The 22243-nt window shown below is 51.7% G+C and carries 21 protein-coding genes and 1 other RNA gene; 18 read left to right on the forward strand and 4 right to left on the reverse strand.

Annotated features, from left to right (window positions below):
- Positions 1–34: 34 nt before the first annotated feature.
- The 4 genes from rpoD (at position 35) to rnpB (ending at position 3855) form a co-directional block, all read left to right on the forward strand.
- Positions 35–1159 (forward strand): RNA polymerase sigma factor RpoD, encoded by a 1125-nt coding sequence (rpoD, locus tag PBA01S_RS03970; RefSeq protein ID WP_016311467.1) that lies wholly within the window; start codon positions 35–37, stop codon positions 1157–1159.
- Between the two features lie 310 nt (positions 1160–1469).
- Positions 1470–2231 carry a tRNA (adenine(22)-N(1))-methyltransferase gene (locus PBA01S_RS03975; RefSeq protein WP_127575393.1) on the forward strand — a complete coding sequence of 254 codons (762 nt, stop codon included), beginning with the start codon at positions 1470–1472 and terminating at the stop codon, positions 2229–2231.
- Positions 2207–3322, forward strand: coding sequence for a Nif3-like dinuclear metal center hexameric protein (locus PBA01S_RS03980; protein ID WP_085169642.1), 1116 nt, complete (start codon positions 2207–2209; stop codon positions 3320–3322). Before PBA01S_RS03975 ends, PBA01S_RS03980 begins: the two co-directional genes overlap by 25 nt.
- Before the next feature lie 121 nt (positions 3323–3443).
- An RNA gene (gene rnpB / locus PBA01S_RS03985) (RNase P RNA component class A) lies at positions 3444–3855 on the forward strand.
- An 87-nt stretch (positions 3856–3942) separates the two neighbouring features.
- Here rnpB and PBA01S_RS03990 read toward each other — a convergent pair.
- Positions 3943–5895, reverse strand: a complete 1953-nt coding sequence (locus tag PBA01S_RS03990; RefSeq protein ID WP_127575394.1) for a S8 family peptidase — start codon at positions 5893–5895, stop codon at positions 3943–3945.
- A 158-nt stretch (positions 5896–6053) separates the two neighbouring features.
- Between PBA01S_RS03990 and PBA01S_RS03995 the strand changes: the two genes are divergently transcribed.
- From PBA01S_RS03995 to thiI, 6 genes are all read left to right on the forward strand, one after another.
- A complete protein-coding gene (locus tag PBA01S_RS03995) occupies positions 6054–6557 on the forward strand; it encodes a YpuI family protein (RefSeq protein WP_085169640.1) in 504 nt (167 codons plus the stop codon).
- 123 nt (positions 6558–6680) lie between these two features.
- Positions 6681–6914 carry a DUF1540 domain-containing protein gene (locus PBA01S_RS04000; protein WP_127575395.1) on the forward strand — a complete coding sequence of 78 codons (234 nt, stop codon included), beginning with the start codon at positions 6681–6683 and terminating at the stop codon, positions 6912–6914.
- Positions 6915–6942: 28 nt separating this feature from the next.
- On the forward strand, positions 6943–7338 hold the full coding sequence (locus PBA01S_RS04005) for a hypothetical protein (RefSeq protein ID WP_127575396.1): 396 nt from the start codon (positions 6943–6945) through the stop codon (positions 7336–7338).
- A 186-nt stretch (positions 7339–7524) separates the two neighbouring features.
- Positions 7525–8295, forward strand: a complete 771-nt coding sequence (locus PBA01S_RS04010; protein WP_127575397.1) for a lytic transglycosylase domain-containing protein — start codon at positions 7525–7527, stop codon at positions 8293–8295.
- A gap of 119 nt (positions 8296–8414) precedes the next feature.
- Positions 8415–9554: a cysteine desulfurase family protein gene (locus PBA01S_RS04015; RefSeq protein WP_127575398.1), complete on the forward strand. Its 1140-nt coding sequence runs from the start codon at positions 8415–8417 to the stop codon at positions 9552–9554.
- A gap of 15 nt (positions 9555–9569) precedes the next feature.
- Positions 9570–10805, forward strand: a complete 1236-nt coding sequence (thiI, locus tag PBA01S_RS04020; RefSeq protein WP_016311477.1) for a tRNA uracil 4-sulfurtransferase ThiI — start codon at positions 9570–9572, stop codon at positions 10803–10805.
- A gap of 61 nt (positions 10806–10866) precedes the next feature.
- Here the strand turns inward: thiI and PBA01S_RS04025 are convergent, their stop codons facing one another.
- Entirely contained in the window at positions 10867–11571 is a 705-nt protein-coding gene (locus PBA01S_RS04025) for a TerC family protein (protein ID WP_127575399.1), read from the reverse strand.
- A 131-nt stretch (positions 11572–11702) separates the two neighbouring features.
- Here PBA01S_RS04025 and PBA01S_RS04030 point away from each other — a divergent pair, with 131 nt between their 5' ends.
- From PBA01S_RS04030 to PBA01S_RS04055, 6 genes are all read left to right on the forward strand, one after another.
- Entirely contained in the window at positions 11703–12362 is a 660-nt protein-coding gene (locus PBA01S_RS04030) for a TerC family protein (protein WP_127575400.1), read from the forward strand.
- A 161-nt stretch (positions 12363–12523) separates the two neighbouring features.
- Positions 12524–13018 carry a hypothetical protein gene (locus PBA01S_RS04035; protein ID WP_127575401.1) on the forward strand — a complete coding sequence of 165 codons (495 nt, stop codon included), beginning with the start codon at positions 12524–12526 and terminating at the stop codon, positions 13016–13018.
- Positions 13019–13220: 202 nt separating this feature from the next.
- Entirely contained in the window at positions 13221–15062 is a 1842-nt protein-coding gene (gene typA, locus PBA01S_RS04040; RefSeq protein ID WP_016311481.1) for a translational GTPase TypA, read from the forward strand.
- Between the two features lie 37 nt (positions 15063–15099).
- On the forward strand, positions 15100–15408 hold the full coding sequence (locus PBA01S_RS04045) for a YlaH-like family protein (RefSeq protein WP_085169634.1): 309 nt from the start codon (positions 15100–15102) through the stop codon (positions 15406–15408).
- 93 nt (positions 15409–15501) lie between these two features.
- Complete coding sequence (locus PBA01S_RS04050) at positions 15502–16596, forward strand: LCP family protein (protein WP_085279277.1); 1095 nt, start codon at positions 15502–15504, stop codon at positions 16594–16596.
- A 106-nt stretch (positions 16597–16702) separates the two neighbouring features.
- Positions 16703–17155, forward strand: a complete 453-nt coding sequence (locus PBA01S_RS04055) for a pyridoxamine 5'-phosphate oxidase family protein (RefSeq protein ID WP_016311484.1) — start codon at positions 16703–16705, stop codon at positions 17153–17155.
- Between the two features lie 40 nt (positions 17156–17195).
- Here PBA01S_RS04055 and PBA01S_RS04060 read toward each other — a convergent pair whose 3' ends face one another.
- Positions 17196–17771, reverse strand: a complete 576-nt coding sequence (locus PBA01S_RS04060) for a YhcN/YlaJ family sporulation lipoprotein (RefSeq protein ID WP_085169632.1) — start codon at positions 17769–17771, stop codon at positions 17196–17198.
- A 125-nt stretch (positions 17772–17896) separates the two neighbouring features.
- On the opposite strand from PBA01S_RS04060, the gene PBA01S_RS04065 reads away from it, so the two are divergent.
- On the forward strand, positions 17897–19228 hold the full coding sequence (locus PBA01S_RS04065; protein ID WP_127575402.1) for a PhoH family protein: 1332 nt from the start codon (positions 17897–17899) through the stop codon (positions 19226–19228).
- A gap of 553 nt (positions 19229–19781) precedes the next feature.
- Entirely contained in the window at positions 19782–21047 is a 1266-nt protein-coding gene (locus PBA01S_RS04070) for a sugar ABC transporter substrate-binding protein (RefSeq protein ID WP_085169631.1), read from the forward strand.
- Positions 21048–21062: 15 nt separating this feature from the next.
- Here the strand turns inward: PBA01S_RS04070 and PBA01S_RS04075 are convergent, their stop codons facing one another.
- Positions 21063–22139, reverse strand: a complete 1077-nt coding sequence (locus PBA01S_RS04075; protein WP_255315286.1) for a coiled-coil domain-containing protein — start codon at positions 22137–22139, stop codon at positions 21063–21065.
- Positions 22140–22243 lie beyond the last annotated feature (104 nt).

Genomic DNA, 22243 nt, shown 5'->3' on the forward strand with positions numbered 1-22243 from the left:
TTCGATGATGTTTCTAGGGAGGAGGGAGCCAGAAATGACGAATGATCAACATACTGAACTAGAAACGGAACTTACCTTAGAGCAGGTAAGGGATCAATTGATCGAACAAGGGAAGAAAAGATCATCCTTAACTTATAAAGAAATTATGGAGAAGCTTTCGCCTTTCGATCAGGATCCCGAGCAAATGGACGAGTTTTTTGAACAATTGGCCGATCTTGGCATCGACATCACCGGTGACGGCGACGACGATCATCGCAGTCGCGGCGATGGAGACGACTCGCATGACGATGATTTTAATTACGACGACGACCTCTCGCTTCCTCCGGGAATCAAAATTAACGATCCAGTTCGGATGTATCTAAAGGAAATCGGACGCGTCCCGCTGTTGTCGGCGGACGACGAAATGGAGCTGGCCAAACGGATCGAGAACGGGGACGAAGAGGCGAAGCGGCGTTTGGCTGAAGCCAACCTGCGGTTGGTTGTCAGCATCGCCAAACGTTATGTTGGTCGCGGCATGCTGTTCTTGGATCTGATCCAAGAAGGAAATATGGGCTTGATTAAAGCCGTGGAGAAATTCGACCACAAGAAAGGCTTCAAATTTAGTACCTATGCCACCTGGTGGATTCGTCAGGCCATTACCCGTGCGATTGCCGACCAGGCCCGTACGATTCGGATTCCGGTTCATATGGTCGAAACGATTAACAAGCTGATTCGGGTATCCCGGCAGCTGCTGCAAGAGCTGGGACGCGAACCAGCACCGGAAGAAATCGCGGCGGAGATGGATCTTAGCGTGGAGAAGGTCCGGGAGATCATGAAGATCGCCCAAGAGCCGGTATCGCTGGAAACGCCGATTGGGGAAGAGGACGACTCCCATCTTGGCGACTTTATTGAAGATCAGGAAGCCTTGGCGCCAGCCGACGCAGCGGCTTACGAGCTGCTGAAAGAACAGCTGGAGGATGTACTGGACACGCTCACTGAACGCGAAGAGAACGTGCTTCGTTTACGGTTTGGACTGGACGACGGACGTACGAGAACCCTTGAGGAAGTGGGGAAAGTCTTCGGCGTCACGCGAGAGCGTATTCGGCAAATCGAAGCGAAGGCGCTCCGTAAGCTGCGCCATCCGAGCCGCAGCAAGCGGTTGAAGGACTTCCTCGAATAGGTGTTAACGCCTGCAATCTTGACCTTCTGCAGCCAAGCAGCAAGGTCATTTTTGTTAAAGCGGCGCTTTATGGAACTATACTGTCGTGAACGGCTCTGAGTCCGTGAAGCGTCGCCCCTTACTTTTGGAATAATTTCCTTCTTTTTCTTTATTGGTTTTTATTTTACCGTTTTTCCCGGGGCAATGCAAATTGTTGTGCGTTGCTAGATGATGCGATTTGTGATGCCTCGGCACTTGAAGATCGCTTGCTCTTTGGCAGATCTGCTATTATCTATGGGTTAAGAAAAAATGGGTGGTGTAGAGAATCGACATGAAATTGTCAGCTAGATTGCAGCTCATTGCCGACTGGCTTCCGGCGGGATGCCGGTTTGCCGATATCGGATCAGATCACGCGCTGCTGCCCGTGGCTGCCGTGCGCAGCGGACAGGCGGTCTTCGCCGTTGCTGGCGAAGTGAATGACGGCCCGCTGGAAGCGGCCCGCCGCCAGGTGGCTGAGGCCGGGGAGACGGCGCGCATCTCAGTCCGCAAAGGAGACGGACTTGCTGTCATTACCCCGGGCGAGGTGGACGTGATTACCATCGCCGGCATGGGCGGGGCGCTGATCTCCTCCATTCTCGATGCGGGTCAAGCGAAGCTGGTCGGTGTCAAGCGACTCGTGCTCCAACCGAATGTTGGCGGAGAATTTGTCCGCCGCTGGCTACTTGAGCACGATTGGTATTTGGCTGAAGAGGCGATCCTGGAAGAGGACGGCAAAATTTACGAAGTGCTGATGGCCGAAACCACGCCGGATGCCGAAGCCCGAAATGCGGAGCTCTATCGGGAACGCCAGCTGGCAGGAGGTCGAGTCAGCTTAACTCGCGAGCTCCTGCTTATGATGGGGCCTCGATTAACGGCAGCCCCGAATGAAGTCTTTTTCAAGAAATGGGAATCAGAGCTTCGTAAGTTGGAGGGGATTCGCCGGTCGGTGGCTTCTTCGACGTTGGAGGCTTCCCGTCAGAAGGAAGCGGAGCTCACTCGGTTATCGGAGCAGTTAAAGGAGGTGCTGGCATGTTTGCCAAAGGACAAACAGTAGTGCAATACATGGAGCAATTAGCTCCCAAGCATGTGGCGATGGAGGGGGACAAAATTGGCCTCCAATTAGGCAGTCTGCAGAAGGAAATTCGCAATGTGCTTGTGGCATTGGATGTAAATGAGGAGGTTGTGGACGAGGCAATTGCTTTGGAAGCGGATCTGATTGTTGCCCATCACGCCATCATTTATCGTCCGCTGGCTCATTTGCAGAGCGATACGCCGATGGGAAAGGTGTACGAGAAGCTGATCAAAAACGATATTGCGGTATATATCGCGCATACGAACCTCGACGTCACCGACGGCGGGATGAACGACTGGATGGCGGAAGTCTTGGGCATTGAAAGTGCCGATTCGCTTGAAGATGTGCATACGGACAACCTGTATAAGCTGGTCGTGTTTGTGCCGAAGGATCATCACGAGCCGGTGCTTCAGTCGATGTTGAATGCTGGAGCAGGTCATATCGGCAACTACAGCCACTGCAGCTTCAATATCGAAGGCTTTGGCACGTTTAAACCCGGAGAGGGGACCGACCCATACATCGGCAGCCAAGGCAAACTGGAGCGGGTCGAAGAGGTACGCATTGAAACCGTTGTGCCGCACAGCCTGCGCAGCAAGGTCATTCAAGCGATGCTGAAGCAGCATCCGTATGAAGAGGTAGCCTATGATCTATACCCGATGGATCTGAAGGGGCGCACTTTTGGACTCGGGCGGGTCGGGAAGCTCACAGAGCCGGTTACGCTTCGCGACTTCGTGCAGCGCGTCAAGGAACGGCTGGACGTGCCGATGGTTCGTGTTGTTGGAGATTTGGACCGGCCGATTCGCAAGGCCGCGGTCTTGGGCGGTTCCGGTGGGCGGTATTGGAAGAGTGCTCAATTCCGCGGGGCGGACGTACTTGTCACCGGGGACGTCGATTACCATACCGCGCAGGATGCTTGGATGGCTGGAGTTGCCATCATCGATCCTGGGCATAATGCGGAGAAAATCATGAAGCCTCGCGTTGCGGCCTGGCTGACAGAGAAATTAAACGAAGGCAAATATGCGACCCGGGTACATGCTTCTCAGGTTAATACTGAGCCGTTTCGATTCATGTAAACAGGCGGCTAACATTACGAAAACAACGGTCTCCAAAGCTGGCAGGAAACGTCAGGTTTACCGGCAAATCGCTCTTGTCAGCAGACATCAATGTCTGTATACTAACTAGTGTTGCCTTACGAAAGTTTGACAGACAATCGCCGGCGGCTGCAAAGCCGCGGGAGGAAAGTCCGGGCTCCACAGGGCAGGGTGCTGGATAACGTCCAGTCAGCGCGAGCTGAAGGATAGTGCCACAGAAATGGACCGCCGATGGATTTCTCCACTTCGTGGAGGATCACAGGCAAGGATGGAACCGAGGTGTAAGAGACCCCGAGGAACGCTGGCGACTTCGTTCCTGGTAAACCCCACCTGGAGCAAGACCTAATGGGACGCAGCTTCTTCGCGAAGCGGCCTTTGCCCGAGGCGCGTCCGGGTTGGTTGCTGGAGCCGTTCAGTAATGTGCGGCCTAGATAGATGATTGTCACTCAAGGCGGGAGGGTGGTTCCCGTTATACCGCAACGAGTACAGAACCCGGCTTATGGCAAACTTTCATCACTAAAGGGAACATGACCTATATCAATGTTAAAGCCTCCGCATCGCTTGGATGTATCCAGCGATGCGGAGGCTTTTGGTTTAGAAATTTATTTCGCGCGCTCTACTGCGCGATCCATTTTCTGTTGGACCGACTGCGGCCAGAACTGCAGCGGAGCTGCACTGCCGCCAGCAGCCTGCAACGCGGCATAGACGTCGATTTGCCCATATCCATAATATTTGTCCCGTCCTTTGTCACCCAAATCGATCACGTTCTTCCGGATGATGTCCATGACCTCGGTGTTCTTCAGGTCCGGATTGACCGATCGGATCAGAGCAGCAAGGGCTGCGACGTGCGGGCTTGCCATCGATGTCCCAGATAACGCGGCATATTGATTATCCGGATAGGTGCTGGCAATGCTTTCCCCTGGCGCCATCACGTCGATATAATCGCCGTAGTTGGAGAAGGAAGCCTTTTGCATATTATAGTCGGTTGCTGACACGGACAACACTTCCGGATAAGCTGCAGGGTAACCCGGCCGTTCGGTGTTATCGTTGCCCGTAGCCGCAATCAACACCACATCCCGCTCATAGGCGTATTTAATTGCTTCATGCAAAAATTGAGCGTCGGCGTAGTTGCCCAGGCTCATATTAATCACTTTGGCGCCGTGGTCGGTCGCCCAGATGATGCCTTGAGCCACCGAATAGGTTGTGCCTGAGCCGGATTGATCGAGCGCCTTGACCGGCAAGATTTTACCGCCCCACATCATGCCGGCGATCCCTTCGCCGTTGTTCACATTGGCGGAAATAATGCCCGCCACATGCGTGCCATGACCTACATCATCGGTGGGCTCTTGGTCCGGGTTGATCACATTGTATCCCTTCAGCAACCGCCCCTGCAGGTCGGGATGCTTCAAATCCACGCCGGTGTCTACAACTGCTACGATCACATCATTGCTGCCCTTGGATAATTTCCAGCCGCGATTCGTTTCAATAATCGGCAGGTTCCATTGGTATTCGGAGAACAGCAGATCGTTTGGAATCTCGGGAGTTTCTTCGGTACCTTGGGTGTCGGATACCTGATCGTCTTCGTAATAGTAACTTCCCGGGTCGTCCCAAATGCTGTCGCCGGTTTCATTGGTCAGATACAGATAATGCGGCTCGATATACTTCGGCTTCCATTTATTCTGAAAATATTGCTTCAACTGCTGCATGCTCATTGTATCCGAACGGAAAATGTAGGTGCTGTTCAGCTTCCGCGGCGGTTTGCCGGAGATGTCCGCCAACATCTGCTTCATTTGCTCGTCCGTAGGCTTGCTGTGGAACGTCACCACGATTTCGTTCTCATAATAATGGCTTGCTTTTTCGTTGTCATGTCCTGTTTTCACCGTGATGTCTTTCAGCGTGTCCGCATGCACCGATTCCACCTTGAACTTGCCTTCCTTCGGATAAGGGATCAACCGCAGGTTTTTATTCTGATGATCCTGCACCCGACCTAAGATCCCGATGTCCATCACCGCGATAATCCCTTGCTTTTTCCCTTTTACAGGCTCTGCGGCAATGAAATATTTTGGCTGCTTCTCCGGGAACGATGGCGATTCATAACTGCTTGATTTGCTTAACGCCTTTTTCGCGTACCCCAAATAGGTGTTGAGTTGCTTGCTTACAGCCGGGTCCGGTTTAAAATCCTCTCGCCGAAACTGCCGGGTTTGCCCTTTCTTGGCATCGTACCAGAGGATCGCCTGAAAATGCTTATGATCCTTCTGCAATTCCCGCGCAGCACGTTGCAGCTTGTCACCTATACTGCCGCCGGAAGAGCTTGCCGCAAGCGAACGAAGATGGCCCCGTGCGTCCATGCGAGATAACCGTTCGGTAGCAGTCATATCCCGCTTCAGCATGCTTTGCTTTAATTTCTGCTCCTCCGCCGGCTTTGGCACGGATAGTTGAGTTACGGAATTCCGCGGAGTCGTCTTGTCATTGTCCGAGGATGGGAAGAGAAGCGAAACCGCAGCTACTGCCGCGGCCCCCGTCAACCCCCAAGCGGCCCATCTGCGCCAGTTCATCAGTAAACCTCCTTTATTATATGTCCAATGTCCATAGCCATAGCGTGAGGTGATGCCCCTGATTTTATTCTTGAGGGATACCGTATTCTGTAAAATTGTGTTACGATAATTTCGTTAATGACTATACCGATCATTACAGGTGAAGGAGAATTGTTCGCATGCCACAAGCCAATAACATCAGGCAGTTGTGTGAAGCCACTCGAGAGAAGCTAAAACAAGCGGTACAGAAGCTTGAAACGTTCTTAAACCATCATTCTTTGCCGCAGCTAATGGAAGGCCAAGACGAAGACAGAGTATTGTTTTACCAAGGATTTTTGTCAGATCTGCGTCACCTGCTTGTGTTCAGTGAGGTTTGCTACGAGAAGCTAGGCGTTGCCCTCCGTCGCGGTACCTTTGACGAGGAAGCTGCTGAGAAAGTGCTGTACCATGTGTATCATGATTGCGTTAATAACTTCTTCTATCCTAAAAATGAAAGCTATTCCGAAGATGGCAGATACGCCTATACGGGTCAGGATGCCATTCGATTCCGCAAGAAACCGGTTCGCGCGGCGCGTGACATCGTGCTGGATATCACCGGAATTTTTGAGGAATTGCGGGACGATCTCAATTATTATGAGAGCGATTATTTAACCCAATTGCGATTAAACCGTTCCGCCAAATAAAATGCAAATGAAACGACAAGATGCCGTGATGACGGCATCTTTTTATTTTTGGGAACGATTTGCTAATCGCGCAGCGCATAAGGGAATCAGACCGGGGAGAAAATGATACGCGAGGTGATCAATATGCCAAATGGGGAAAAACCCATAGTTAAATGTAGCGTATCCAACTGCACCTATTGGGGAGAGAAAAATGTGTGCAATGCCGACGTCATTATGATCGATGTCGACCAGCATGCGAAGAACCATTATTCGGCGGAGTTCGCCGGTGAATCGTTTGATACGGAACACCAAGATGCTGCTGCATCGTCCGCTTCCACTTGCTGCCATACGTTTAAACCGAAGTTCAAATCGTCGTAAGGAAACACATTTCACGGAGGTGCTTCAGATGACGGATACCAAATCAGACAAACCGCACAAAAAATCGGCCGAAAAGAGCCGCACCGACTATCCGCGTAAAGTGAACCGTGAGCACCGTGAGGAGTATGCGGCCGAGGTTACCCCGGCCGGGACGTACAGCGGTAACGTGATCCGCAGTGAAAGATCCGATGAATCTCACGATGCTATAGATAACAACGATACGGCAGGACGCACCGTTGGTTATGTCGGCGTGGGTTTAGGGATCGCCTCATTGTTCTTTTGGTCGATTATTCTGGGGCCGCTGGCTGCGGTTATGGGCTTCTATGCCTACAGCCAAGGCAACAAAACATCTGGGGCTTGGGCGATCGGCCTGGGGCTCGTATCCACGTTAAGCTACTTTGTACTGATGCCATTTACCCGCTAACCGACGTCCGATGGGGCTGCGGAAGCGCTGGAATCATGACCGTCATACTAACCGGCTAACGCCATCTTTAAGGCGTTGGCCTTTTCTTTTCTGCAGCTTTTATCGAAAAAGGGTGGTATGCGTCGCGGATTGCGTGTAAAATATAGGCATTGAACTAGTTATTCCTCGATAAGGAGCTTATTACGCATGCAAATCGATCCGCGAACGGTGGAACAGCTGATTCAGCTTCAGTCTTTAAATCCATTAAATTTGCAACAATCGTCATCTGAACGAGCAACCGGGGATATGGACGGCTCGTTGTTTGATATATTGCTTCAGGAAATGATGTTGGCTGAGCAGGGCGAGAGATCTTTGCCTGAGACCGGCTCCAGTGTTGATACTCAAGCTTTATTAGCATCGCTTCAAGGGTATCTATATTCTGCGGGGATCGACGGTGGAGATTCGTTAGACGCAGCCTCTTTTGCAGAGCTGCTTCCGAATTACTTAACGGCCGCTGCGGCAGCGACAGTAGGGGATGTTCCGGGGCAAGCCGCGGAGGTTACCGCTGATTTGCAGTCTTTGATTGCCGAAGCTAGTTCGCGATATGGAGTGCCGGAGAGTCTGATCAAAGCGGTCATTGCGACGGAATCCTCCTTTAATCCGCAGGCGGTATCGTCCGCTGGAGCCAAAGGGCTGATGCAGTTGATGGACGCAACGGCGAAAGGGCTGGGAGTCAGCGACCCGTTTGATCCTGCGCAGAATATTGATGGCGGCACCAAATATTTGTCATATCAAATCCACCGTTACGGCGGGGATATTAAAACGGCTCTTGCGGCCTACAACGCTGGACCAGGCAGACTGCAACGGCTGGGCATCAGCAACGATGAGCAACTGATGGAGAAGTTCCACTTATTGCCGCAGGAGACGCAAGGCTATATTGCCAAGATTATGCGAGCGCAAGCGAAATACGAGGCTTAATTTGGTTATAAAATTGAGAAGTACATGATTCGAAAGATCAAATGGAAAACGCTCCGATCGCGGTGATTTCGGGAATACGCGTTTTTCATTTGATCTTTTTTGAGATGAAGGTGAACCTAATGATCTATTTCGACCATGCGGCGACGACCCCGCCTTATGAGGACGTCACCAAGACTGTAGCAGAAGTAATGGCAAGGCACTATGGCAACCCGTCTTCATTACACCGGCTGGGCGAAGATAGTGCAAAGCTGTTGGACAAAGCAAGGGAGGTAAGCGCCGCTGCACTAGGCGTTCAACCTCGGGAAATCGTGTTTACCGGCGGGGCGACGGAAAGCAATAATATGGCCATTAAAGGGGTTGCCCTCCAGTTTATCGAACGGGGCAAACATTTAATCACAACGACAACGGAGCATCCGTCTGTACTCGAGAGTGTCAAGCAGTTGGCCTCATGGGGCTGGGAAACGACGATTCTTCCAGTTGACGAGAATGGAGGCGTGACCGTCGAGCAGGTGCGGGAAGCGTTGCGCCCAGATACCGTGCTGGTGACGATCATGCATGTGAACAACGAAACCGGGACCATACAGCCGGTGGAGGAAATCGGCCGTATGCTGAAAGCGACTGCCCCTAGGTTGCTGTTCCATGTGGACGGCGTTCAAGGCTTTGGCAAGCTGCCCTTGTCGTTGAATGACAACGGAATTGATTTATACAGCCTGTCTGCGCACAAACTAAGAGGACCCAAAGGGGTAGGCCTGCTGTACGTCCGAGAAGGGCTTCGGCTTGCGCCGCTGCTGGCTGGCGGCGGACAAGAAGGCGGCTATCGTTCAGGTACGGAGAACATCCCTTATATCGTGGCTTTCGCGAAGGCGTTACGTCTGGCGAAGGAAGGTCGCGAGACTCGAGCAACCAAGCTATATGGCTTGCGTGAGCGTCTGATGAAGGGGCTTGCAGAATTGCCGGAGCTTGTGGTCAACTCCCCGGCGCAAGGCGCGCCGCACATCGTGCATTTTTCTTATCCGGGGATGAAAGCTGAGGCGTTGCTGCACATGCTGGAGGAAGAAGGTTTTTTCGTATCTACCCGCTCAGCTTGCTCTTCCAAGCGAAGTGAACCAAGCCGTATTCTGCTTGCTATGGGCAAAACGAAGGAAGTTGCCTCGTCCGGCATTCGGATCAGTCTAGGCGATGAACATGAAGAACGAGACATTGACGCCCTGCTTGCCGCGTTGCAACGAAGTGTGAAGCGGCTGCAGGCTTTACGATAGGAGAGAAACGTTAAAATGGAATATGATATGCTGCTGCTCCGTTTTGGAGAAATCACCCTTAAGGGGCGAAATCGCTCACGCTTCGAGCAAGTGATTCACAATCATGTCAAAGCACTGATGCATAAATTCCCCCGGGCGCAAGTCATCAAAGAATATGGAAGAATTTTTATTGCCATCAACGGAGAGCCGCTAGAGCCGATGATTGCGGAGATGAAGAACGTGTTTGGCGTAACTTCGATGTCTCCCATCAAAGTTGTCCCCTCCCGGTTGGAAGATATTCTGCAGACGGGAGTTGATTTCATTAACGAACTGGGGCCGGCCCCGGGAACGAAGTTTAAAGTGACTGCCCGCCGGATCTGGAAGGCATTTCCCCACTCGTCGCATGAAATGAACAGACTGGTCAGCACTCCTATCCTGAACGCGAACCCCGAACTTAAGGTGGACGTTCATCACCCCGAAGTGGATCTGCGCGTGGAGATTCGAGAGCAGGGTACGTATTTGTTCTGTGAAGTGATCCCGGGGGCAGGAGGATTCCCGCTCGGCTCAAACGGTAAAGCCATGCTGCTCTTGTCCGGCGGAATCGACAGTCCGGTTGCCGGTTGGTCGGCGCTGCGTCGCGGATTGGAAATCGAATGTGTTCATTTCCACAGCTATCCTTTTACGAGTAAAAAAGCCGAGCAGAAGGTCATTGATTTAGCCCAAGTGTTAGCTAGGTATTCCGGCTTCATTAAGCTGCACCTCGTGCCGTTTACTGAAATTCAAACGAAGCTGGCACAGACCGGTCAGGATAACTTGATCATCACGATGATGCGAAGAGCAATGCTGCGCATTGCCACGAAGCTGGCGGAACGGAATGGCGCCTTGGCTCTGGTCACCGGAGACAGCTTGGGCCAAGTAGCCAGCCAAACGTTGTCCAGCATGAATGCGATCGGACGCGTAACGAATCTGCAAATACTTCGGCCGTTGGTGATGACCGACAAAGTGGATATCATTGCGTTGGCGCAGCAGATTGGCACGTACGACTTGTCGATTTTGCCCTATGAAGATTGTTGTACGTTATTTGTTCCGAAATCTCCAGCAACCAACCCGAATCTGCGAGTCCTGGAGAATGTGGAGCGTTCGCTGACGGATTTGGATGAAATGATTGACAAAGCGGTCGAGGATACGGAAACGATCTTTATCCGCCCTGGGCGCACCATTAAGCGACGGGAGAACACAGAGGATAATGTCGTTCAGGAAAGCTGGTTCTAACTATAAAAAAAGAGAAACCCGCCAAGCCAATTCAAATGGCTTTCGGCGGGTTTTACTGTTTCTAGCGGGTTGCCGGATGCGTCTGAGCTCCTTCAGTTTCTTTGCGCTGTTGGCGCTTCTTCATGTAACCCGCTAACAGTACGGCGGCGATTACAATGGCGATCAGTAGATAACGAAGAGCTGGATTCTCTTCGAAGAAATGCACGAAATGGCGCTCCTCGGTAATCATATTGGCGGCTGTGTAGGCAAGTACTGCAGCGCCAAGATATGCGATCCAAGGGAACTTGTCCAACAGTTTAATAAACAAGGTACTACCCCAAACAACGATCGGGACGCTGATCAGCAGGCCGATCACCACCAGCACCATGTGCTGCTTGGACGCCCCCGCTACGGCGATGACATTGTCGAGTCCCATGGCGGCGTCGGCAATGATAATCGTACGGATCGCCGGCCATAGCTTATCCTTCGCTTCGATGTTGTCATGGCCGCCTTCATCCGCCAGCACCTTGTAGGCGATAAAGACCAGCATCAATCCGCCTACCGCCAGCAGCCAGGGGATTTGCAACAGCCATACGACGATCAGCGTTGCGGCGATCCTTAGTACCACGGCACCGATGGTACCGTATAAAATGGCTTTCTTCTGGACCGAGTGGGGCAGTTTTCTTGCCGCCATCCCGATGACGATTGCATTATCACCCGCCAAAATGAGATCGATAAAAATGATATTGATCAGGGCGAGAAAAAAAGCAGCGCTAAATAAGTCCACGTTATGTCACTTCCTCTATAGACGTATATACGTATTAAATCTCTAAAAGGATTCATTTGTCCAGAGTTGTTTTTTAAAGTGGCATAGCTTGGCTACATCCCTCATACAAGTTGTAGGGGGGAGGGATAAGCTTGGAACATTTGCTGCTGTTATCGGAAATATTAATCATCAATCTCGTACTCAGCGGCGATAACGCCGTTGTTATAGCTATGGCGAGCAAGAATTTGCCGCTTAAACAACGTAAGCGGGCGGTATGGTGGGGAGCGCTGGGAGCCGTACTGCTGCGCTGCGTCTTGACCTGGGTAGCCGTGTTACTGTTGAAAATCCCGTTTATTCATGCGGCAGGCGGCGTACTGCTGGCTGCTATTGCCGTAAAGCTGCTGCTGCCGCAGGAGGAACACTCCCGCGTGGCGGGCGCAAGCTCATTGTGGAAGGCGGTGCAGACGATTCTTGCCGCCGATTTTATTATGAGCTTGGATAATGTACTGGCGATCGCCGCGCTGGCAGAGGGCGATGTGTCGATTCTTGTGATCGGGATCGCCATCAGCATTCCGATCGTGGTCTGGGGCAGCAATCTGATCGCCGATTGGCTGCAGCGTCTGCCGCTCCTCGTTTATGCCGGAGCAGGCATACTCGGATACACTGCCGGAGATATGCTGCTGCAGGATCCGCAGCTTGGACCAGCGCTTGCGGCGGCCGCCCCCGCATTGGCACGAGCTGTACCGGCGGGAACCGCCGCGGTCGTTATTATGTTCGGCTGGCTGCGAAAATATAACGCCGGGCGCAGCTAACGCCCCCGGCAGTTCCATCCACACCATCCGAAAAAAAACATCGGGCCCCGCCTTAGGCCGAGTGGTTTTTTGGGCAGAATTCATATAAACTGGAAGTGAAGGGGATGTCGTAAATTGCAACGTCTTGTCCCTCATTGTCTTCTGGAAGGTGTGTGGTGGATATGTCCGACAACAACAAACTCATGACTGGCGTCTTGATCCTCGCTGCCGGAGTGATTATCCTGCTCGGTAAATTAGGGTTTTTCAGCTTTCTGGGAAGAGCGCTTTGGCCGCTGCTGCTGCTGATCCCTGGGATTTTGCTGCACATCTGGCATTTCTGGCGGAAAGGTCCTGCGGAATTACTGCTTCCTGGTGCCATTCTGGTCGTCTACAGCCTTGTTTTTTTTACCGGGGTTATCGGTGGATGGCAAACCTTGAAATACACCTGGCCGATCTTCTTCCTCGGCGTTGCCGTCGGTTTGTTTGAGTATGGTTACTTCGCGCCTCAGCGGCAGAACGGAATATTCATCGCCGCCATGATATTGGGAGCGATATCACTCCTCTTGCTTGGCTGGACGTTGTTTGCTTCATCCATCGTTTATTTCTTGGCTATTGTTCTAATCGTTGCCGGGATTTGGTTGATTGCAGGTCGAGGCAACCGTCGGAGATCATGGTGAGGCAGGGATAGTTCTTGAAAATTTCAAGATTTCACGTATAATATAAGGGATATGTCAAGCGTCGGCATTTAAGTCGACGCTTTGTTTTGTGGTGGATGAGACGGCACTTGGTCTTGTCGACTAATTCCTGTTCGAAGTGCAAATTGTATTGATAAACCCTTCTCAATAATCTATAGAGACGAAAGGATATGGAGACAAACCTATGCATGATAGAAAACAAATTCGCAATATTGCGATTATTGCCCACGTTGACCACGGGAAAACGACACTCGTCGATAAACTGCTGCAGCAATCCGGGATCTTCCGGGAGAACGAAGCAGTGCAAGAGCGGGCCATGGACTCCAACGATTTGGAGCGGGAACGCGGAATTACCATTTTGGCCAAAAATACTGCCATTACGTACAAAGACTATTTGATTAATATTGTGGATACTCCGGGACACGCCGACTTCGGCGGGGAAGTAGAACGGATTATGAAAATGGTCGACGGCGTGCTGCTCGTGGTGGATGCTTACGAAGGCTGCATGCCGCAGACGAAGTTCGTACTTCGCAAAGCGCTGGAACACCATCTGACACCTATCGTTGTGGTGAACAAAATCGACCGTCCGGCCGCACGTCCGGCCGAAGTCATCGACGAGGTGCTGGATCTGTTTATCGAGTTGGAAGCCAGCGATGATCAGTTGGACTTCCCTGTCGTTTACGCTTCGGCGTTGAACGGCACATCCAGCCTGGATCCAGAGAAGCAGGATGACAACATGCTGGCATTGTATGAAACGATCATCGATCATATTCCGGCACCGACGGAGAACGTCGATGAGCCGCTGCAATTCCTCGTCACGTTGATGGACTATAACGAATACTTGGGACGGATCGCCATTGGCCGAGTGAACCGCGGCGTGATTCGCCAAGGTCAATCTGTCGCAGTCATGACCCGTGACGGCAGCAAGAAGACTGCACGCATCGAGAAGCTGTTTGGCTTCCAAGGCTTGCGCCGCGTGGAAATCGAAGAAGCGGGCGCCGGGGACATCGTCGCCGTTGCCGGGATTAAGGATATCAATATCGGGGAAACGATCGCCGATCCGAACAACCCGGAAGCCTTGCCGGTCTTGAAAATCGATGAACCAACGCTGCAAATGACGTTCCTTGTAAATAACAGCCCGTTTGCGGGACGTGAGGGTAAATGGGTGACTTCCCGTAAACTGCGCGAGCGTCTGTTTAAGGAACTCGAAACGGACGTTTCCTTGCGTGTGGATGAGACGGACAGCCCGGACGCCTTTATCGTATCTGGCCGTGGTGAGCTTCACCTGGGGATTCTGATCGAGAATATGCGTCGTGAAGGATACGAGCTGCAAGTATCTAAGCCTGAGGTTATCGTACGGGAAATCGACGGCGTGAAGATGGAACCGATCGAACGCCTGCTGATCGACGTGCCGGAAGAGAGCATGGGCGCCGTTATGGAAAGTTTAGGTTCCCGCAAAGCGGAAATGGTGAATATGGTCAACAACGGTAATGGCCAAGTTCGCTTGGAATTCTTGATTCCAGCCCGCGGCTTGATCGGGTATCGGACGCATTTCCTGACGTTGACTCGCGGCTACGGCGTGATGAACCACGCGTTCGACAGCTATGGTCCATTTGTTGGCGGGCAAGTTGGCGGACGTCATGAAGGCGTGCTGGTTTCCAGTGAAAACGGCGTTTCGACCCTTTACGGGATCTTGTCCATTGAGGATCGCGGCATCCTGTTCGTGGAACCAGGTACAGAAATTTATGAAGGTATGATCGTAGGGGAGCATACCCGCGATAATGATATCGTTGTAAATATTTGTAAAGAAAAACAACTGACCAACGTCCGTTCTGCTACGAAGGACGAAACAGTGAAGATGAAGACACCGCGGCTCTTCTCGCTGGAACAGGCGCTGGAATATTTGAATGACGACGAATATTGCGAAATTACGCCAAAATCGGTTCGCTTGCGCAAGAAGATTCTGAACAAGAGCGAGCGGGAACGTGCAGAAAAACATCGCAAAATGGCGGAAGCCAACCTATAATTAGGAATAAGGTTGCCATTTGAAGGAGGGTTTCGTTATGCAGGCTTGGTTTGCCAGCCATCCGATAATTTCCTACGTGCTGATCTTCGTGCTGATTATTTATGTTTACAATAAGGTGTTTCGTGCACAGCAGAAGCTGCCGCTGTTTAAGGAGATTATTTTGTACCTCCTCATGGCGCTGGGTTCCTTCCTGCTGCTTATTTTCCAAATTGATAAGCTGCCGATCATTCAATGTTTGCTGGTGGCTGTCGTTTTGATGCTTATGGTGAGAATTCGTTATTTTGTCGAGGGACGACGGAACAAGCAGAGCAAGAAGGGTTCGCCGTCTGGCGATAAATCGGTATAATTTACCTTCGCTTTCGAACCGGTAACTTTTCCGAAGCTCGGTACGTCTTATTGAATACAACAACATTTTTACAGAAATAAGGTGTTTTAGTTCATGAGTTCTAACCGCAGCGGCTTACCTCCACGAGGGCAAGGCCAACGAGGGTCGACAAAAGCTTCAAAACGGGGTTCCACTCGAAAAAGAAAATCCAGCGGCCTCAAACGGTTCTTCCGAACCGTCCTGACGCTCCTCATTATCGGAGTGATTGGGGTAGGCCTTTATGCAGGGTATTTATTCTATACCGCCGATAAGGTGATCGATGCCACAGGGACCTCAGGCGAGGTGGCACCTGAGAAATCCGCCAAGGTCAAGCCGATTACGATGTTGCTCCTAGGGACGGATTACCGTCCGCAGACCGGCACCCATCTGAGTGACGTGATGATGGTCATCGCGATGAACCCGGATACGAAATCGGCCACGGTTGTCTCTCTTCCGCGCGATACGAAGCTGGAATTGGACGGATATAAGACGAATAAGCTCAATGCGTACTATCCGAACTTCCTAGCGGCAGAGAAGAAATCAGGAATCCCTGCCACTCAGGAAATGAAAACGATGATGAGCAAGTTTTTTGGGATCAACATCGATTATGTAACGGTGCTGAATTTCCAAGGGTTCCGCGATGTGGTGGATGCGCTGGGCGGCGTGGACGTCAATGTGGATGCCAACATGTGTTATCGGGATACGGCGGATGGCACGAATATCAATCTGAAGAAAGGCGAGCAGCACCTGAACGGGGAAGATGCGTTAGGTTATGTTCGCTACCGCAAATCGAACTGTAGTCCGAAGACGAAGGGTTCGGATGATTTCGATCGTAACCGCCGACAAAATGAAGTGCTTCACGCCCTGATTGATCAAGCGAAGTCGCTGAATGGGGTCATGGGGGCTGGCAAAGTCATTGAATCCGTCGGCAAGAATTTGGAGACGGACCTGGAATCGCAGCAAATGAAGAATATCATTCAAGCGTACTGGAATATTTCCAAGGAAAATGTAGATTTCATGCCAGTAACCGGGGATTGGAAGAGTCCGTACGTGTACTTGCATCAGGATGAACTCGAAGCGGCCAAGCAGGCGCTGAAGGATCAGCTCGACGGGAAGGCAGGTTCGGCGCAGGCAAACAGCGGGGAGACGGAAGACGGACAGGTCAACTGACGATTGAATGCAAGTTTTAATGCGTGCTATAATACAATTGACTTAAGGATAGCTGAAGCGTATTGAGCAGAAATCCGATGTAACACCGTACAGGAGGGCTGGTCTAATGTCCGAAGTCGTAACCCAATTGTCTGATTCGCTTTATTCCCTACTCCAGTCCGAAACGTATGTACTGTTGAACACGGTGGATCAGGAATCCGGCGGCCCTACATCCAGTGCGATTTCTTGGGTGTATGCGGTGGATCCTTCGAAGTTGCGGCTGGCTCTGGATCATCGCTCCAGATTGGTCGGTAATTTGAAGGCCAATCCGCGGGCGACGGTGACGGTGTTTGGCCAGGATACGATTTATGCCATCAATGGCCGAGCTTCCGTTGTACAGGATCCACTGGATGGAGTGCCGTTTAATATGTGCTGTTTCGACATCCAGATCGATGCGGTGCGAAACGCGTTGTTTTATGGCGCGCAACTGGTGTCACCGCCGGAATATGCCAAAGTTTATGACCAGCGTGCTGCGGACATGCTGGATCGTCAAGTGTTTGAAGCCATGAAGAAAGCCTAGCGAATTGATCGCTAGGCTTTTTTTCCTTCTTGGGACAAACTTAACGCAGATTTTGCCGCGTTCCGCCGTCGCCAGGGGCGATTTGCATTTGCTTCGGATTGCCTTCCGGCGGACGGGTATCGTTCGGAATCTGAGGGACGATCCGGCCGATAATATCTGCCAGCTCGGTGGCGAAGCCGGATACCGGCCGACCTTCGCGGATTTTTTTGCCGATCTCGGCAATTCGTTGATTTAAGTCGATATCCGCGGTGACGATGGCGCCGGCCCCGTGCGGATCTTTCCGAAGCGCTTCAGCTACCGTATATTTAATGCTTCCAACCCTTGCACGTTCGAGGCGGCTATCTACATCGATACCTACGATGGCGGTTTTGCCCATAATGACACAATGCGCGCCTTTCACGCCGGGGACTTTTTTCACCAGTTGTTCCAAATATTCTTGTCTTTCCTGGTCCGACATGACCTCTTTATCGTTGATATTGGTTGCATAAGGGTCCACGCTTTGTGCCTGGGGCGCATTCCCTGTTTGATTATTTGGAGAGGGTGATGCCTTTTCAGAACGAGTTCCGCAACTTGTAAGCAGGGTAGCCGTCAGTAACAAACACAGCCATAATCGCATGTTCGATCCGTCCTTTCGGAATTGATCTCTCGATACCGGGTTCTAATATCGGTTATAGAGTTCCCGGGACGCCAAAAAATATGTATGCTCATAAGGCTGCAATGACCGCGGTGGAGGGGATAATGGTGAAGAAGATCTTTGTATTGGATACGAATGTATTATTGCATGATCCGGGGGCCGTATTTGCCTTTGACGAACATGATGTGGTCATTCCGGCTGTCGTGCTGGAGGAAATCGACAGCAAGAAGCGTAACGCCGACGAGATCGGCCGGAATGCGCGGGGCGTCTCCCGCTTGCTGGATGGCTTGCGGTCGACGGGCCATTTGCATGATGGCGTACCGCTGGAGGGCGGCGGGCGAATTAAGGTGGAGTTAAATCACCGCAGCTTCGTCAAGGTTCAGGAAATGTTCGGGGAAGTCACTAACGACAACCGGATTCTTGCCGTAGCCCTGAATTATCACCTGGAGCAAGCGGAGATGGAAACGCCGCGGCCGGTGATCCTGGTCAGCAAGGATGTACTGGTTCGGATCAAAGCCGATGTTCTAGGACTTCATGCTGAGGATTACTTGTCAGACCGAACCGTAGGCCCCAGCGATCTATACGGAGGTTATTCAACCATTAAGGTTCACCCATCGGTGATAGATGAATTTTATACGTATCGCTTTTTGCCCATTAAACCGCTGGGACTTAGTTATTCCCTTTATCCGCATGAGTTTGTGATATTAAAAGATGAGATGGGAACCGGAAAATCCGCTTTGCTGAAAGTAAACGAAGATGCTACTCGTTTGGAACCGTTGTATCTTAGCAATGAGCCGATTTGGGGAATCAGCGCTCGAAATGCGCAGCAGCGCATGGCATTGGAATTGCTGCTTAACGATGATATTCCGCTCGTCACGATCACGGGCAAAGCCGGGACGGGGAAGACGTTGCTTGCGTTAGCCGCCGGGCTGTTGAAGGTCGAAGATGAGCACAAATACAAAAAGCTGTTGATTGCCCGGCCCGTTGTCCCGATGGGCAAAGATATCGGTTATCTTCCCGGAGAAAAGGAAGAAAAGCTGCGCCCGTGGATGCAGCCGATCTATGATAACTTGGAGTATCTATTCGATACGAAGAAATCCGGTGACATTGAGAAAATCTTGATGGGGCTGGGCAGCATCCAGGTCGAAGCCCTCACCTACATCCGCGGCCGCTCAATCCCGGGGCAGTTTATTATCGTGGACGAGGCGCAAAACCTGTCCCGCCATGAGGTGAAGACAATCGTGTCGCGCGTCGGCGAAGGCAGCAAGATCGTGCTGGTCGGTGATCCGGAGCAGATCGACCATCCGTATCTGGACGCTTCCAGCAACGGGTTAACCATATTGGTCGAACGCTTTCGCGACCAGGGGATCAGCGGGCATATCACGCTGGAGAAGGGCGAACGCTCGAAGCTGGCTCAGCTGGCGGCGGATTTATTGTAGCAGGGAGAGCTCGCTCAGGACTCGGTCGATCCTTCGGGCAGCTACGGTGGGTGGCAAGTTGGCAATAACGACTTCGGTCCATTCTTGTTTGCCGGGTTGTCTATTGTGAGCGCGTCTCATCCGTCCATTGCGAGAAAAAAATAGCAACAGCCCGGCGAATCGTGTCACTTGATTCACCGGGCTTTTTTCGTGTGTGTTCTCGAAGTAGGAACCTGCAAAAGTGCAATTATTTTTCGCGAAATAGGGCAAAAAGGGCTTTTCCACAAATAAACCTGCACTTTTCCAGGCTTTCTAGACAAAATAGCAACTTCCCCGCACAAAAACTGTATTTTTGCAGGAATCACGTGAGCCGGACTTTTCAGTGAATGGTGGTAAACTCAACTAAGAGGCGGATCAGTTACAGTTCGAAATCACATATCGGTCAGAGGGCCCGCCGCGGCTTATACATTTTTTTACGGGACAATTCATCCGGCAATTTGCTACAATACGGAGTATCAGAAGGTTATCGATTGACGTGACGTGCGCTCCTAAATTGTGGAGAGGAAGGACAGGCGTGAAGCGAAAAAATCATTGGGTGCTTTTTGCAATCCTCCTGCTCGCTTTAATTAATCTGTCGCCTAGCGAAGAATTAACGCTAGTTCGCCAAGAAGACGGCGGGGAGGCTCAGCCGGTTACGCCGCCTGAAGCGCAAACCAAGGAGGAGACTGGCCACATCCAGGTGGCAGTACAGATGAATGAGACTGACTTCCGTCGTCTGGAGGAGATGAACCGGCAGTTTACGCTGAGCCATCCGGTGGAGGTGGATCTAGTGAATGTGCCGATGGAGGAGAGTTATCCCGCGTACCAACGCAAGCTAATGAAGCTTGGGGAGTCGCCGGACGTCCTGCTTTTGGACAATGTCTGGGTTCGCCGTTTTGCGGCGGACGGTTACCTGCTGCCCACGGAGGGGTATTTCTCGGGCTCGTTGTCAGGCGAAGTGTTAAGCGCTTCCTTAATTCCGAACGAGTGGAATGGTTACGTCTGGGGAGTCCCGCTCGATGTGGATCCCTATGTGCTGGTCTATCATGAGGACAAGCTGAAGCAGTTAGGATGGAAACGCCCGCCGGCTACAGCGGATGATTGGAACGTCTTCATCTCCACCTTCAAAAAACAACATTCCCAGCCCTACCTATTAGGGTTGGATTTCCGTGATCCCTACGCTGCAGCGACCTTACTATGGCAAGTCGGCGGAGGCTGGAAACCAACCGGTTCAGGACCCTTCTATGCAATGGAAGAGGGGCATCTGACATACGCCTTGCAACTGCTGGAATCACTGCGCTCAACGCTCATGGATTCTAGCTTGACTGGATTGGATGCGTGGAGCAAGCTGAGTGACGGCGAACTGTCGATGATGATCACGACGGCAACGGAAGCCGAGAAGCACCGGCATCCTCGCACGAAAATCTGGATGCCTGAGTTGCAACAGAATCTAGCGTCGACGTGGATCCTCGGCCGAAGTTACGCCGTTTCTTCCCAAACGGATCATCCCGATGCGGCCGGATTGTGGATCTCGGAAATGACCTCCCTTTATAATCAAGCGCGATGGTATGAAACTACCGGGAATCTTCCCGTTCTCAAAACGATTTATTACGAAGCCGCGCGAAATCAGCTTCCCGCTTGGATCCCCGCCACGTTGGCTGCGGGATCCGGCATTGTGCTGCCAGCCAGTCCATCGCTACCGGAACAGCTCGCAGCTTTCGCACCGCCCACCACCGATTTTTTAAGCGGAGCGATAACCGGCAAACAATATCGCGGACGGTTGGCTGAGCTAAGTCGATAAAACATCACCTCGTATTTATAATGTCAACTTCAATTTCACAGTTAACGTCCCCTCGGAGATCACCGCTTCAGTGGCCTCCACGAAGGGGACGATTTTTTTCGGATAAAAGCCAAGGTCGAAATCCCGCTCCAGTTCAGCACGCGTCGTATCCGGGAGAGCCAATCCATTAAACAGCAAACGGTCTACGTGGAAAACAATTGCGTTCTCCGGTTCCTGCTCCACCGTATAATGCCCCTCGACTTCGAGCTCCAAGCCTTCCCGACTGCCGCGTGCGATGATCTTATTTGTTTTGAATTGAAAGCTCATATCCTTGAGCAGCTCGCTCTTGCGGTAGAGAAACGCATTTAGATCCTGCTCGTGGACCTCAAGACGATAGCCCCCTTTTTCAGCAATCAAACTGCTCTCGTTCTGCTTCAAAAAGTCGGAGAATTGCGACATCGCGGAGCTGAGTGCCTGAAAATATCTGCGAAGCTCGTACAGTCCAACGTTCTCCCAATAGGCAGTCAACTCCTGAATTAACGCCTTTAACTTCTCGGGATCGGCGCTGAGGCCAAGGGATTCGTCGACGCTTTGTCGAAGCGCGGCCACCCGGGTGCGCTGGAGCTCCAGTTCCTCCTTCATACGGGCCAGTTCAGTGGACGTGGCTTCCAGCTTCTGTTTGGTCTTCGTCAGATCAGCATATTCCGACTTGTATTGGTTAAGGATGGTACGATCCCGATCCAGAATGAGTTGATAATAATCCAATACGGTAAAAAAATCCTTCAGACTGTTCACACTCAGCAAAGCATACAGCAGATTTTCCCGTTCCCCCATATAATACGCGCGTAGTCTTAAGCCAGCTTGTTCGCGGCTGATCCGGATTTGCTCGTTTTTATCGCTTAATAGTGCCTGCAGCTTGTGAAGGTCTGTTGCCGTCTCTTGCTGGCGGGAAGCGATTCGCTCGATTTCCCGGTCGATTTCCTGAATGGACAAGCTTTGTTCCAGGATCTGTTGTTCTTCAGCAGTCAGCGGAGCAGCGGCAGCCGACAAACTGGCAAACTGAAGAGCTGCCAGCAACAGCAATAGACAGAGCGATATGATGCGTATCTTCAACAACGATCCTCTCCCATCTGTAGTTGTCCTATATATATGATAACAGGTCCCGAAATAGCAGAACTCACGAAAAAAGGCGTTCCAGCATCATGCCGAAACACCTT

This window comes from Paenibacillus barengoltzii NBRC 101215 (assembly GCF_004000745.1).
Taxonomy (GTDB): domain Bacteria; phylum Bacillota; class Bacilli; order Paenibacillales; family Paenibacillaceae; genus Fontibacillus; species Fontibacillus barengoltzii.

Excerpts from the sequence above, each read along its gene's own strand:
- PBA01S_RS04000 (WP_127575395.1), top strand. The coding sequence starts at position 6,681 with ATGCCAAATGGGGAAAAACCCATAGTTAAATGTAGCGTATCCAACTGC.
- thiI (WP_016311477.1), top strand. The coding sequence starts at position 9,570 with ATGGAATATGATATGCTGCTGCTCCGTTTTGGAGAAATCACCCTTAAG.
- PBA01S_RS03995 (WP_085169640.1), top strand. The coding sequence starts at position 6,054 with ATGCCACAAGCCAATAACATCAGGCAGTTGTGTGAAGCCACTCGAGAG.
- PBA01S_RS04045 (WP_085169634.1), top strand. The coding sequence starts at position 15,100 with ATGCAGGCTTGGTTTGCCAGCCATCCGATAATTTCCTACGTGCTGATC.
- rpoD (WP_016311467.1), top strand. The coding sequence starts at position 35 with ATGACGAATGATCAACATACTGAACTAGAAACGGAACTTACCTTAGAG.
- PBA01S_RS04010 (WP_127575397.1), top strand. The coding sequence starts at position 7,525 with ATGCAAATCGATCCGCGAACGGTGGAACAGCTGATTCAGCTTCAGTCT.
- PBA01S_RS04050 (WP_085279277.1), top strand. The coding sequence starts at position 15,502 with ATGAGTTCTAACCGCAGCGGCTTACCTCCACGAGGGCAAGGCCAACGA.
- PBA01S_RS04035 (WP_127575401.1), top strand. The coding sequence starts at position 12,524 with ATGTCCGACAACAACAAACTCATGACTGGCGTCTTGATCCTCGCTGCC.
- PBA01S_RS04015 (WP_127575398.1), top strand. The coding sequence starts at position 8,415 with ATGATCTATTTCGACCATGCGGCGACGACCCCGCCTTATGAGGACGTC.
- PBA01S_RS04055 (WP_016311484.1), top strand. The coding sequence starts at position 16,703 with ATGTCCGAAGTCGTAACCCAATTGTCTGATTCGCTTTATTCCCTACTC.
- PBA01S_RS03980 (WP_085169642.1), top strand. The coding sequence starts at position 2,207 with ATGTTTGCCAAAGGACAAACAGTAGTGCAATACATGGAGCAATTAGCT.
- PBA01S_RS04060 (WP_085169632.1), bottom strand. The coding sequence starts at position 17,771 with ATGCGATTATGGCTGTGTTTGTTACTGACGGCTACCCTGCTTACAAGT.
- PBA01S_RS03990 (WP_127575394.1), bottom strand. The coding sequence starts at position 5,895 with ATGAACTGGCGCAGATGGGCCGCTTGGGGGTTGACGGGGGCCGCGGCA.
- PBA01S_RS03975 (WP_127575393.1), top strand. The coding sequence starts at position 1,470 with ATGAAATTGTCAGCTAGATTGCAGCTCATTGCCGACTGGCTTCCGGCG.
- typA (WP_016311481.1), top strand. The coding sequence starts at position 13,221 with ATGCATGATAGAAAACAAATTCGCAATATTGCGATTATTGCCCACGTT.
- PBA01S_RS04005 (WP_127575396.1), top strand. The coding sequence starts at position 6,943 with ATGACGGATACCAAATCAGACAAACCGCACAAAAAATCGGCCGAAAAG.